At 58.5% G+C, this 12,553-nt stretch carries 11 protein-coding genes; 7 read left to right on the top strand and 4 right to left on the bottom strand.

All coding sequences use genetic code 11. The annotated features are described in order from the left end of the window. Positions 1-108: 108 nt before the first annotated feature. The 5 genes from rbfA (at position 109) to DW49_RS0111020 (ending at position 4,798) form a co-directional block, all read left to right on the top strand. On the top strand, positions 109-525 hold the full coding sequence (rbfA, locus tag DW49_RS0111000) for a 30S ribosome-binding factor RbfA (RefSeq protein WP_003377505.1): 417 nt from the start codon (positions 109-111) through the stop codon (positions 523-525). A gap of 3 nt (positions 526-528) precedes the next feature. Next, complete coding sequence (gene truB, locus DW49_RS0111005; RefSeq protein WP_003377507.1) at positions 529-1,446, top strand: tRNA pseudouridine(55) synthase TruB; 918 nt, start codon at positions 529-531, stop codon at positions 1,444-1,446. A gap of 158 nt (positions 1,447-1,604) precedes the next feature. Further along, complete coding sequence (gene rpsO / locus DW49_RS0111010; RefSeq protein WP_002555121.1) at positions 1,605-1,874, top strand: 30S ribosomal protein S15; 270 nt, start codon at positions 1,605-1,607, stop codon at positions 1,872-1,874. 175 nt (positions 1,875-2,049) lie between these two features. Beyond that, positions 2,050-4,155 (top strand): polyribonucleotide nucleotidyltransferase, encoded by a 2,106-nt coding sequence (pnp, locus tag DW49_RS0111015; RefSeq protein ID WP_005620399.1) that lies wholly within the window; start codon positions 2,050-2,052, stop codon positions 4,153-4,155. 289 nt (positions 4,156-4,444) lie between these two features. Next, positions 4,445-4,798, top strand: coding sequence for a BON domain-containing protein (locus tag DW49_RS0111020; RefSeq protein ID WP_003377509.1), 354 nt, complete (start codon positions 4,445-4,447; stop codon positions 4,796-4,798). A 154-nt stretch (positions 4,799-4,952) separates the two neighbouring features. Here DW49_RS0111020 and DW49_RS0111025 read toward each other — a convergent pair whose 3' ends face one another. The 3 genes from DW49_RS0111025 to DW49_RS0111035 all read right to left on the bottom strand — a co-directional run bounded on the left by DW49_RS0111025 (position 4,953) and on the right by DW49_RS0111035 (position 9,391). Then, entirely contained in the window at positions 4,953-5,261 is a 309-nt protein-coding gene (locus DW49_RS0111025) for a DUF2845 domain-containing protein (protein WP_020337805.1), read from the bottom strand. A gap of 25 nt (positions 5,262-5,286) precedes the next feature. After that, complete coding sequence (locus DW49_RS0111030; protein WP_024419632.1) at positions 5,287-8,250, bottom strand: DUF748 domain-containing protein; 2,964 nt, start codon at positions 8,248-8,250, stop codon at positions 5,287-5,289. 124 nt (positions 8,251-8,374) lie between these two features. Then, a complete protein-coding gene (locus DW49_RS0111035; protein WP_005620394.1) occupies positions 8,375-9,391 on the bottom strand; it encodes a class I SAM-dependent rRNA methyltransferase in 1,017 nt (338 codons plus the stop codon). Positions 9,392-9,539: 148 nt separating this feature from the next. Between DW49_RS0111035 and DW49_RS0111040 the strand changes: the two genes are divergently transcribed. Together DW49_RS0111040 and DW49_RS0111045 are read left to right on the top strand one after the other, a co-directional pair. Continuing rightward, positions 9,540-11,123: an alkaline phosphatase D family protein gene (locus tag DW49_RS0111040; protein WP_005620393.1), complete on the top strand. Its 1,584-nt coding sequence runs from the start codon at positions 9,540-9,542 to the stop codon at positions 11,121-11,123. A 104-nt stretch (positions 11,124-11,227) separates the two neighbouring features. Beyond that, on the top strand, positions 11,228-12,178 hold the full coding sequence (locus DW49_RS0111045) for an AEC family transporter (RefSeq protein ID WP_005620391.1): 951 nt from the start codon (positions 11,228-11,230) through the stop codon (positions 12,176-12,178). Here DW49_RS0111045 and DW49_RS0111050 read toward each other — a convergent pair. Continuing rightward, complete coding sequence (locus tag DW49_RS0111050) at positions 12,165-12,548, bottom strand: carboxymuconolactone decarboxylase family protein (RefSeq protein WP_003377515.1); 384 nt, start codon at positions 12,546-12,548, stop codon at positions 12,165-12,167. The genes DW49_RS0111045 and DW49_RS0111050 overlap by 14 nt on opposite strands. Positions 12,549-12,553 lie beyond the last annotated feature (5 nt).

The following is a 12,553-nucleotide window of genomic DNA, read 5'->3' on the forward strand; positions in this document are numbered from 1 at the left end:
TTCTCCATGGGCTCTAAACGCAACGCCCGGTCTGGCAATTGTCAGGCCGGGCGTTTGCCGCTTTCAGACTGTCAGGGTTTGGTCCCGGATCAGTAACAGGTAACAAGCATGGCAAAAGAATACAGCCGTACCCAACGTATCGGCGATCAGATGCAGCGCGAGCTGGCGCAACTGATCCGTCGCGAAATCAAGGACCCACGTGTGGGTCTGGTCACGATTACCGCCGTAGACGTCAGCCGTGATGTCGGTCACGCAAAGATTTTCATGACCGTCATGGGCCAGGACAACGCGGAAGACATCGCGCAGACCATCAAGGTGCTCAACGCTGCCGCAGGCTTCCTGCGCATGCAGCTGGCGCGTGAAATGAAGCTGCGCAGCGTGCCTCAGTTGCACTTCCATTACGACGAAAGCGTCGTGCGTGGCGCGCACCTCTCGGCACTGATCGAGCGCGCAGTGGCGCAGGACAGTCAGCACCAGGAAGGCCCTGCATCGCCAGATGCAAAGCCTGAAAGTACCGAGGAATAAAGGGTGGCTCAGGTCAAGCGTATACGTCGCAATGTCAGCGGGATCATCCTGCTCGACAAGCCTCTGGGCTTCACGTCCAACGCCGCTCTGCAAAAGGTTCGCTGGCTGCTCAATGCCGAGAAGGCCGGGCACACGGGCAGCCTTGATCCTTTGGCAACCGGCGTTCTGCCGTTGTGCTTTGGCGAGGCGACCAAGTTCTCTCAGTATCTGCTCGATTCGGACAAGTCCTACGAGACGCTGGCCCAGCTGGGTAAGACCACGACCACTGGCGACTCCGAGGGCGATGTTTTGCTCACGCGTCCGGTGACCGTTGGTCGCGATGATATCGAAGCGGTTCTGCCCGATTTCCGCGGGAAAATCAGCCAGATACCTCCCATGTACTCGGCCCTCAAGCGTGACGGGCAGCCACTTTACAAACTGGCGCGTGCAGGGGAAGTAGTGGAGCGCGAGCCCCGTTCTGTTACTATTGCGCGCCTGGAACTACTTGCTTGCGAAGGCGAGACAGCACGTCTGTCGGTGGATTGCAGTAAAGGCACCTATATCCGCACGCTGGTCGAGGATATCGGTGAAAAACTCGGTTGTGGTGCCTACGTCGCAGAGCTGCGCCGCACCCAGGCCGGGCCTTTCACACTGGCTCAGACGGTTACGCTGGAAGAGCTCGAGCAAGTGCATGCCGACGGTGGCAACGAAGCGGTTGACCGCTTCCTGATGCCTTCGGACAGCGGCCTGCTGGACTGGCCACTGCTGAAGTTTTCCGAGCACAGTTCGTTTTACTGGTTGCATGGCCAGCCGGTACGCGCCCCGGATGCACCGAAATTCGGTATGGTGCGGGTGCAGGATCACGAAGGTCGCTTCATCGGTATCGGTGAAGTCAGCGAAGACGGGCGTGTTGCGCCGCGTCGATTGATTCGGTCAGAGTGACCGGAACCAGTCCACTGGCAGGCTAGCCTGGCAGTGGGGTGGAACGAGGATGGCTGTCAACAGGCACGGTCATATCTCATTTTTTAATACGAGGTTTTGTCCTCGGCCTGTTGGAAGCGTTTCCCCGGAAGCGCTTCCCTGAAATAAGGATTGCCCACATGGCACTCAGCGTTGAAGAAAAAGCTCAGATCGTAACCGACTACCAGCAAGCTGTTGGTGATACTGGTTCGCCAGAAGTGCAAGTTGCACTGCTGACCGCCAACATCAACAAACTGCAAGGCCACTTCAAGGCCAACGGTAAGGACCACCACTCCCGTCGTGGTCTGATCCGTATGGTAAACCAGCGCCGCAAGCTGCTGGATTACCTGAAAGGTAAGGACGTTAGCCGTTACAGCGCCCTGATCGGTCGTCTGGGTCTGCGTCGCTAATAACGACGTTGCTAGAGGTTGGTTGTCTGTCACGATCCGTCGGGTTTACCCGGTGGGTCTGGCAGGCTCCCAGCCTCAAGTTTTATCTGGGCTGTGGAAGGGGCCGACTCCCCACGCTGCCCAAGAATTCGCAAGAAACCAGTTCCCCAAGAGCCACAAAGAAAGGTAGGAAACCGTGAACCCGGTAATCAAAAAGTTTCAGTTCGGTCAATCGACCGTAACCCTCGAGACAGGCCGTATCGCCCGTCAAGCCTCTGGCGCAGTATTGGTCACCGTTGACGACGACGTCAGCGTACTTGTGACTGTGGTCGGCGCCAAACAGGCTGATGCTGGTAAAGGCTTCTTCCCTCTGTCCGTGCACTATCAGGAAAAAACCTACGCTGCCGGCAAGATTCCTGGTGGTTTCTTCAAGCGTGAAGGCCGTCCTTCCGAGAAAGAAACCCTGACCTCGCGCCTGATCGACCGTCCGATCCGTCCGCTGTTTCCAGAAGGCTTCATGAACGAAGTGCAGGTTGTCTGCACCGTCGTTTCCACCAGCAAGAAGATCGATCCGGACATCGCTGCGATGATCGGTACTTCGGCTGCTCTGGCCATCTCCGGTATCCCGTTTGACGGTCCGGTTGGCGCTGCGCGCGTTGCTTTCCATGAAAGCACCGGCTACCTGCTGAACCCGACTTACGAGCAACTGCAGGCTTCGAGCCTGGACATGGTCGTAGCCGGTACTTCCGAAGCCGTTCTGATGGTTGAATCGGAAGCCAAAGAGCTGACCGAAGACCAGATGCTGGGCGCTGTGCTGTTTGCCCACGACGAGTTCCAGGTGGTCATCAACGCCATCAAGGAACTGGCTGCCGAAGCCGCCAAGCCTACATGGGATTGGCAGCCAAAGCCTGAAGCGACTGCACTGCTGGGCGCTATCCGTGCCGAGTTCGGCGACGCGATCTCGCAGGCTTACACCATCACCGTCAAAGCAGACCGCTATGCGCGTCTGGGCGAGCTGAAAGACCAGGTCGTTGCCAAGCTGGCTGTCGAAGAAGGCAGCCCGTCTGCCGGCGAAGTCAAAGCGGCTTTCGGTGAAATCGAATACCGCACCGTTCGCGAAAACATCGTCAACGGCAAGCCGCGTATCGATGGCCGTGACACTCGCACTGTCCGCCCGTTGAACATCGAAGTCGGCGTTCTGCCAAAGACTCACGGTTCGGCACTGTTCACCCGTGGCGAAACTCAGGCGCTGGTTGTTGCCACCCTGGGTACTGCACGCGACGCACAGCTGCTCGACACCCTTGAAGGCGAGAAAAAAGACCCCTTCATGCTGCACTACAACTTCCCTCCGTTCTCGGTGGGCGAGTGTGGTCGTATGGGCGGCGCGGGTCGTCGCGAGATCGGTCACGGCCGTCTGGCACGCCGTAGCGTACAGGCCATGCTGCCGGGCGCTGATGTGTTCCCGTACACCATCCGTGTTGTGTCGGAAATCACCGAGTCCAACGGTTCCAGCTCCATGGCTTCGGTCTGCGGCGCTTCCCTGGCACTGATGGACGCTGGTGTTCCGATGAAGGCACCGGTTGCCGGTATCGCCATGGGTCTGGTCAAGGAAGGCGAGAAGTTCGCCATTCTGACCGACATCCTGGGTGACGAAGATCACTTGGGCGACATGGACTTCAAAGTAGCCGGTACCTCCAAGGGTGTTACCGCGCTGCAGATGGACATCAAGATCAAAGGCATCACCGAAGAAATCATGGAGATCGCTCTGGGCCAAGCCCTGGAAGCTCGCCTGAACATTCTCGGTCAGATGAACCATATCATCGGTCAGTCGCGTAACGAGTTGTCGGCCAACGCTCCGACCATGATCGCGATGAAGATCGACACCGACAAGATCCGTGACGTGATCGGCAAGGGTGGCGCAACCATCCGTGCAATCTGCGAAGAGACCAAGGCTTCGATCGACATCGAAGACGACGGCTCGATCAAGATCTTCGGCGAGTCCAAGGAAGCGGCTGAAGCAGCACGTCAGCGCGTTCTGGGTATCACCGCAGAAGCAGAGATCGGCAAGATCTACCTGGGCAAGGTTGAGCGCATCGTCGATTTCGGCGCATTCGTCAACATCCTGCCTGGCAAGGATGGCCTGGTACACATCTCCATGTTGAGCGACGCTCGCGTAGAGAAAGTGACCGACATCCTGAAAGAAGGTGAAGAAGTCGAAGTACTGGTACTGGACGTGGACAACCGCGGCCGTATCAAGCTGTCGATCAAAGACGTCGCCGCAGCGAAAGCGTCGGGCGTCTGATTGATTTAAGCAGCACTTGAAAAAGGACTCTTCGGAGTCCTTTTTTTATGAGTGCAATTAGGGGCTTACGTTTGCACCGCGCGAAATGCCTGATGTGAACATGCATCTTGCAAGCCCGGGAAGTGGTGAACGGGCAATCTGCACGATTTCGTCAAACAACGAAAAATTCAAGTTATTGATTTTAAAGTGTTTTTTGCCTATCTCATATTTGGCACACCGCTTGCGACATAACCGATAACCCTGCAGCCACACAGCTGGCGCAGATTTTGAGAAAAACAGGAGTTATCGTATGAAGAAGTTCGCTATCGCTGCTGCTACCGCTACTGCCCTGACGCTGACCATGGCAAACGCTGCATTCGCTCAGACTTCGGCCCAAGCTCCGATGGTTCTGGCAGCCAACACCACGACTCAAGAAGTCAAAGAAGATACCTCTGACACCTGGATCACCACCAAAGTCAAAGCTGACCTGCTGACTGAAAAAGGCATCCCTGGTTCGGACATCAAGGTTGAAACCAACAAAGGCGTGGTTTCCCTGTCCTCCATGGTAAAAGTCACTGAAGCACAGAAAACCACAGCTGTAGCCATCACCAAGAAAATCAAAGGCGTCAAAGATGTATCGGCTGCTGGCCTGAAAGCCGAGTAATAGAACACTGCACATGAACACCCGCAGTCATTGATTGATGGAAGGTTCATGCGAGGCTACAAGGATGTAGCCATTACAGGCCCCGGCTGAAGAGTTGGGGCCTGTTCTATTGTGGGCGGGAAATATGCATAAGGAGCTGAACGCAACAAGGCGATCAGTTACGACGCTTGCTTTCAATCCTCACCAGGCGACCGCCTTCAAAGCGCAGGTACTGATACATGCCGTTATCAGGGCCGTAGATCCACTCTTCTATCCTGACCGCCTCTGACCTGCGATAAGTGCTGTTAAAGGTCTCTTGAGTGCCAAGAACCTCCTGACTCACGGGCTCGCCACACTTCTGCTGAACCTCGAACGCCCGGTCACCGGTGCTTACCAATTGGCTGCCGCACCGCAAGGTTGAGGTGGCGTACGAAAAGGTAGCGGTTGACCCTGCCAGGGCGGCGAGGGTCAGGGTGATCAGCATCTTGATTCGGGTGCGTGCCAAGGGTTTATTCACTGTCGAGGTGGAGAGGGCTGACGACTTTACCATCCGGTTGAGCCTGACCCAGCCGGGCGTCGACAAAATACACGCGCGCATCTTCCAGCTTGCCGGTGTCCACCAGATAATCCTTGATGCTACTGGCCCTGCTCTGGCCCAGCTCACGCAGCAACAGCTCGTTACCGCTCCAGAATTTAAGCACGGCGGCACGCATCTGGCCTGCGCGTTGTTCCTTGCCCAGGGTTGCCCATTCAGCAGGCGGTTGCTGTTTCAGGCGAGCTCGGTAAATGCCTTCAAGCATCGGCGCTTTCTCATCGTCCGGGACCTGAATCAGCCCGGCCCTGGCCGGGACCTTGTCACCGCGTCTCTGAAGAATCTTGTAATACGTATACTGGTATTCCCGCTCCAGCCTCTGCTGGGCAATCAACGGGCCGTCACTGCTGGCGGCACTGGTGCCTTCAATCTCAAGCTTGAGGTCCGGGCGCTCCTTAAGTGCGGCTGAGAGCTTGTCCAGCGCCTTTTGTGCCTCGGCCGACAAGTCACTGGCGCCTGGCGCGAAACTCACGCTGCCGAGGTCCTCTGAACTGCCGCCTGCGACCAGCCCGCCAAGCATCTTGAACGGCGCTTGCGCGGCGCGCAGCACCAGATTGCGCAGCGTCTGCCAGACAATAGGCATCACGCTGAACTGAGGGCTGTTGAGGTCGCCCTCAATAGGCAACTCCAGGGAAATGCGCCCCTTGGTGTCCTTGAGCAGCGCGACCGCCAAGCGAATAGGCAGGTCCAGTGCATCCGGGCTGTCGACCCGTTCGCCCAGTTGCAACTGTTCGATCAGCACTTTGTTCTGTGCCTTGAGCTGGCCCTTGGTGATCAGGTAATGCAGATCGAGGTTGAGCCTGCCCTTGCGGATCCGGAAGCCGGCGAATTTACCCGAGTACGGCGTCAGGTTGGTCAGCTCGACGCGCTTGAAGCTGGTGGTGATGTCGAGGCTGGCCATCGGGTCGAAAGGGTTGAGGCTGCCTTTGATGGTCACCGGTGCATAGCGGTCTACCTTGCCTTCGATATCAACCGGGGCCGGAGTGGCTTTGCGGTTGTCGATCGTGCCGATGCGACCATTGAGTTGCTGCACCGCGGTCGCGAAGTTGGGCGTCAGGGTCATGTCGGCAAAGTTTGCCGAGCCGTCCTTGATGTTCACTTCACCAACGTAGATCGCCAGCGGGTTCTCTGTTTTGGTTTTGGGCTGCGTCTTGGCTGTTTTTGGCTGCGAGGCAGCCTTGTCACCGGGCTGCGGAATCAGCAGGTCGTCAACGTTGGTGGTGCGGTCTTCGTTGATCATGAAGCGCGCGTAAGGCTGGCTCATGTTGACTTTGGCAATCGACAGGCCTGTGCTGTGCTGGTAGTCCAGCCCTTCGAGCTCCAGTTGCTGCCACTTGAGAAAATCGCGCTGTTTGAGCGTGTCGAGCGTGTGAAGCTGATTGACCTGGGCTTTGCCCGTGACGCTGAACGCCAGCGGCTCGGTGCTTTTCAGGTTGACCGCCAGATCGCTGCCAAGCATGCCGCTGCGCAGTTCAAGAAGAATGAACGGGCTGATGTAAGCCTGCGCGACGCGTAAATCGATGTCGCGGGTGGTCACGTTCAATCGTGCGCTCACCGGGTTCAGGTTAACGTCGCCGGTTGCAGTGAGATTGCCCTGTTTGCCCAGACCGGTGTCGAGCTTGAGCGTGAAGGGGGATTTGTTCAGGCTGTCGAAGTTTTGCATGTCCAGATTCAGCGGGCCAACATCCAGAGCAACAGGCTCTTTGGGTACGCGATCGGCCAAGTGGACCGTGTAATTGCGCAACTGCACGTCGCGCAACAGCACTTGCCACGGCTTGCTCGGCTGAGCATTGGCCTGCGCGTCAGTCTGCGTGGCGGGAGTGGGTTCAGCGGCCTTTTCATCCACTGCCGGTTTTTTCGGCGCGCCTGCCTTGCCCGCAGGGTTGGCGAACAGTTTTTGCCAGTCCAGTTGGCCGTCGGCTTCGCGCGCTGCCCAGGTTTCGAGCTTCTGGCTGCGAATCTTGCCGACGGTGACCAGTTGCCGGGCCAGATCAACCGATGTTTCGCTGACATCCAGGCGTTGCAGGCGCACCAGTGGGCGACCGTCGGGGGTGTTCAGCGCGAAGGGCGCCACACTGGCCGACAGGTTGGTCAGCTTGAGTTCGGTTTCTTTGGAGAGGTCGAGCTTGTACGCGGTGCTGAAATTCAGCACGCCATTTTCAAGCGCCAGCGGCAGGGCGTCACGTACATAAGGCCACCACAGCTTCATCTTGCCGTCCGTGACCTTCAACGTGCCCTCGGAGGTGATCGGCACCAGACTGATGCGGCCCACCCAGTCGATCTGCCCGCCATCGGGGCCTGCCGCGACCAGTGTCATGTCGGCATTGTCTTCGGGCAGGGTGCTGAGGTTTTTGAGTTCGAAATTCAGTGCGTCGTAGAGGAATTCGATCGGCTGGCTGGGGCGCACGTCCTGAAAGTGCACGTAGCCATCAGCCAGCTTGATTTCGCCGATACGCAGCGGAAACGGCTTGCTCGGCGGTTGGTCTTTCGCAGGTTCGCTGGCAGGCAGCTTGAACAGCTGCGCCAGATTGAGCTTGCCTTGCTTGTCGAACAACAGCTCGGCTTTGGGTTTGATCAGTTCGACGCGTTGCAGGTGCAGCGCTTTGGTCCAGAGGCTATCGATCTGCAGATTGGCGTAGAGCTTTTCAAACGCCACCTGTTCTTTGCCCGGCGTGCCGATGTTCAGGCCCCAGAGGGTCAGTTCCAGCGTGTAGGGATTGAATTCCAGGCGTTCGAGCCTGGCGGGCACGGTCGAATAATTGGCCAGTTGCTGATTCGCGATACGCAGGGCGACACCGGGGAGGATGAAAAACCCCAGCAAGCTGTAGAGCACGATCACAGCCAGCAGTGAGCCAAATGTGCGTTTCAATCCTTTGGACATGGGCGGCGGCGTCTCTCTCTTTTGGAAGCCCTTGGAGTATGGCACGCTTGTTCGGTTCCCGAGGTACTGCCGTCGTGGCTTGTAGGAACTTTCCAGTATTGCTTTTCCAATTTCAGGCGACGAATCAGAGTTGCAGGATCAGCGTCTTCAACGGTGGCTGATTGTCTTGAGATGGGAAGTCCCCGGCAGGCAGCATCTCTTGCCACTCACGGACCGGGCGGCCGGTTTTGGTGGCGCAGCGCAGCACTTGCTCGCGCCAGTCTTGCATGCTGACCTTTGCCAGATTGTTGCAGCAGATCAGAACGCCGCCATCTGCCGTCGCCAATAGGGCCGGTTTGAGCAGGCTTTGATAGTCGCGTAACAGGTCAACGGTGCCGAACGCGCTCTTGGCCCAGGCGGGAGGGTCGAGCAGAACCAGGTTATAGTGGCGCGGCTGCAGTTTCACATAGCTGGGCAATTGCTGGCTGCGCCGCGCGGCGACAGGCAACCCGGCCAGTTGGCGGATCGCCGGGAAGTAATCGGACTGAATGAATTGCATGGTCGGCAGCTGTGGGTTAAGCGCGCCGTTTTCGCGGCCCACGGCCAGATTGCCTTCGGCGAAGTCCAGATTGCACACCTCGCTGGCACCACCGGCCGCAGCGCTGAGGCCGACACCGCAGGTGTAGGCGAACAGGTTCAGCACGCTCTTGCCAGCACTGTGCTGCTTGACCCAGCCGCGCGTGTTACGCAGGTCGAGAAACAACAGCGGGTCCTGACCGGCATGCCGCCCCCGAACCCGGTAATTGAGCCCCCATTCATGCCCGACATGGTCGGCCAGGGCCGCTTCTTCGGCCTTGTAGACGGTGTCCTCACGGTCCACCCGCGAGTTGCCCTGCGAGCGATCGTTGTAGACCAGCAGTGTTTCCACACCCAGGTACGTATTGATCTGCGCATGCACGGCGAGCAAAGTCTCGCGATCCAGGCTGGCGTGAAAGCTCTGCACCAGCAATTGCGGGCCGTAGCGGTCGATGGTCAGGCCGCTGGCGCCTTCCTGGCTGCCATGAAACAGGCGATAGCAGTCCGTGCCTTGTGTGTGCAACTCGGCAAGCAACGGTCGACGATTATCGAGGGCGACGCTGAGCGCCTGATTCAGGGAAGACATGCCAAGCGCCTCGGGCTGTAATAAAGCGCGGGAGTTTACCAGCTACCAGTCGTTGATGGCTTGAGCTGTCGAGAATTGGCGCCTCTGTCACACAGCGCCAACATTGCCCTGCTACGTTGCTTTTTTGCCTGTTAGCGAGGGGATAACCGTGAGCCAGTTCGATCTCAAACGTCGCCGTGTCATTCAGGCCGTTGGTGCCGTCGGTGCCGGTCTGCTGTTACCGGGTGTTGCACCAGCGGTCATCGCCTCGGTGCAGGATCGTCCGAAGATGGCCGACGGCGTGCAATCCGGCGATGTATTCGGTGACAAGGCGATAGTCTGGAGCCGCAGCGACCGGCCTTCGCGCATGGTAGTCGAGTGGGACACCCGCAGCATGTTCACCCAGCCACGCCGTGTGGTGTCGGCGCTGGCCGATCAGCGCACTGACTTCACAGCGCGTGTCGAATTAAGCGGGTTACCGGTCGATCAGGCGATTTTCTACCGTGTCTCGTTCGAAGATGCCCAAACCGGTGTCGCCAGCGAACCGTGGTTCGGGCATTTGCGCAGCATGCCACAGCAGCGCCGCGATATCCGTTTTGTCTGGAGTGGCGATACGGTCGGGCAGGGCTTTGGCATCAACCCGGACATCGGCGGCATGCGCATCTATGAAGCCATGCGCCTGCGCTTGCCGGACTTTTTTATCCACAGCGGCGACACTATTTACGCCGACGGCCCGGTGCCGGCGCAGATCACGGCCGAGGGCGGGCGCATTTGGCGCAATATCACCACCGAGGCGAAAAGCAAGGTCGCGGAAACCCTCGACGAATACCGTGGCAATTACCGCTACAATTTGATGGATGAAAACCTGCGCCGCTTCAACGCCGAAGTGCCGCAGATCTGGCAGTGGGACGACCACGAAGTGACCAACAACTGGTCGCCCAGCAAGCAGCTGGATGATCGCTATAAGGTCAAGGACATCCAGCTGTTGTCATCGCGTGCCCGCCAGGCGTATCTGGAGTACGCGCCGCTACGCCTGCAAGAGGCGGACAAGGGCGGGCGCATCTATCGCAAGATTCCCTACGGGCCGATGCTCGACGTGTTTGTTCTCGACATGCGCAGTTACCGCGATGGCAATGACGCCAATCTGGCCGACAAGCCTGGCCCGACGACTGCCTTTATAGGGCGTGAGCAGCTCGACTGGCTCAAGCGTGAACTTGATGCGTCCACTGCGCAGTGGAAAGTGATTGCCGCTGACATGCCCATCGGCCTGGGTGTACCGGATGGCGAAGTGAGCCCGGGCGTGCCGCGCTGGGAAGCGATTGCCAACGGTAACGATGGCCCGGCGCTGGGCCGTGAGCTGGAAATTGCCGAGCTGCTGGCTTACTTGTGTGCGCAGAAGATTCGCGACTGTGTGTGGCTGACCGCCGATGTGCACTATTGCGCCGCGCACCATTATCAGCCGGACTTGGCGGTGTTCCAGGATTTCGATCCGTTCTGGGAGTTCGTCGCCGGGCCGTTGAATGCGGGCAGCTTCGGCCCTAACGTGCTGGACAAGACCTTCGGACCTGAACTGGTGTTCCAGAAGGCGCCTCCCGCGCAGAACACCTCGCCTTTTGCGGGTTATCAATTCTTTGGTGAGGTGAATATCGACGGGCAGACGGGCGAAATGTCTGTCGCCCTGCGCGATCTGGATGGCGTGTCGGTGTTCGAGCGCAAATTGCAGCCGGCAGCGGAAATCAGTCGCATCGTCTGACAGGCAATGAGGCCAATGGCGTAGGTTTTTCGGAAATTCCTTGCAACATGCCTGTCACGGGTAGCCTATCATGAGCTACCTAACGACGGGATCGGGTGTGTTGCATGCTGGCTATTTTTCTCGAAACCCTGAACATCACCGCCCCGGTGTTTGCCATGCTGTTTCTGGGCGTGTTGCTGCGGCGTATCGGCGCAATCAACGACGGGTTCATCGTCGCCGCTTCGGGGCTGGTGTTTAACGTCACCATGCCTGCGCTGTTGTTTCTCGGCATCCTCCATGCCGATCTGCGCACCGCGCTCAAACCCAGCCTGCTGATTTTTTTCAGTGCGGCGACGCTGTTGAGTTTCGCTTTTGCCTGGGGCTGGGCTATATGGCGTTGCCCGTACGAAGAGCGCGGCATCTACGTGCAGGGCGCGTTCCGCGGTAACAACGGTGTGATCGGCCTGGCGCTGGCGGCGAGCATGTATGGGCCGGTAGGGATTTCCCTGGGGGCCATTCTCGCGGCGCTGGTCATCGTCTTCTATAACACGCTGTCGACGGTGGTGCTGGCTGTCTACAGCCCGGTGATCAAGTCCGATCCGTGGAGCATTTTCAAGAGTGTGCTGGTAAACCCGTTGATCATCAGCGTGATCATCGCCTCGCCCTTTGCCTACTTTGGCATCGGCCTGCCCAAATGGCTGGAGACTTCCGGCAGCTTGCTGGCACAGATGACCCTGCCGCTGGCATTGATCTGCATCGGCGGCACGTTGTCGCTGGCGTCGTTGCGCAAGAGCGGCAAGCTGGCCGTCAGTGCCAGCGTCATGAAGATGATCACCTTGCCGCTAATCTGCACACTGGCCGCATGGCTGTTGGGCTTTCGCGGTCCCGAGCTGGGCATTCTGTTTCTTTATTTCGGCAGCCCGACCGCCGCAGCCAGCTACATCATGGCGCGCACCGCCAACGGCAATTACGAGCTGGCCGCAGCGATCATCGTCATCACCACCCTGGCCGCAGCGGTCACCACCAACGTAGGGATTTTCATCCTGCAATGGGGCGGCTGGATCAGTCCGGCTTGACGTAGCTGTCGATCACTTCCTGCGCGGCCCGAAATGCATCGATAGCCGCTGGCACACCGGCATATACCGCACAGTGCAGCAGTGCTTCACGGATTTCTTCGACCGTGCAGCCGTTGTTCAGCGCGCCACGCACATGGCCTTTCAATTCTTGCGGGCATTTAAGGGCGGTGAGGGCGGCCAGGGTGATCAGGCTACGGGTTTTCAGCGGCAGACCTTCACGGCTCCAGACGCTGCCCCAGGCGTGCTCGTTGACGAAATCCTGCAGTGGCTGGCTGAACTCGGTGGCATTGCCCAGTGCGCGGTCAACGAAGACATCGCCCATCACCTGACGACGGATCTGTTCGCCGTTGTTGATTGTCTTGTCTGTCATGGCTT

Source organism: Pseudomonas avellanae BPIC 631 (genome assembly GCF_000444135.1).
Classification (GTDB): Bacteria; Pseudomonadota; Gammaproteobacteria; order Pseudomonadales; family Pseudomonadaceae; genus Aquipseudomonas; species Aquipseudomonas avellanae.

Coding starts and splice junctions, on each gene's coding strand:
- DW49_RS0111050 (WP_003377515.1), bottom strand. CDS start 12,548: ATGACAGACAAGACAATCAACAACGGCGAACAGATCCGTCGTCAGGTG.
- DW49_RS0111045 (WP_005620391.1), top strand. CDS start 11,228: ATGCTGGCTATTTTTCTCGAAACCCTGAACATCACCGCCCCGGTGTTT.
- DW49_RS0111020 (WP_003377509.1), top strand. CDS start 4,445: ATGAAGAAGTTCGCTATCGCTGCTGCTACCGCTACTGCCCTGACGCTG.
- rpsO (WP_002555121.1), top strand. CDS start 1,605: ATGGCACTCAGCGTTGAAGAAAAAGCTCAGATCGTAACCGACTACCAG.
- DW49_RS0111025 (WP_020337805.1), bottom strand. CDS start 5,261: ATGCTGATCACCCTGACCCTCGCCGCCCTGGCAGGGTCAACCGCTACC.
- rbfA (WP_003377505.1), top strand. CDS start 109: ATGGCAAAAGAATACAGCCGTACCCAACGTATCGGCGATCAGATGCAG.
- DW49_RS0111030 (WP_024419632.1), bottom strand. CDS start 8,250: ATGTCCAAAGGATTGAAACGCACATTTGGCTCACTGCTGGCTGTGATC.
- DW49_RS0111035 (WP_005620394.1), bottom strand. CDS start 9,391: ATGTCTTCCCTGAATCAGGCGCTCAGCGTCGCCCTCGATAATCGTCGA.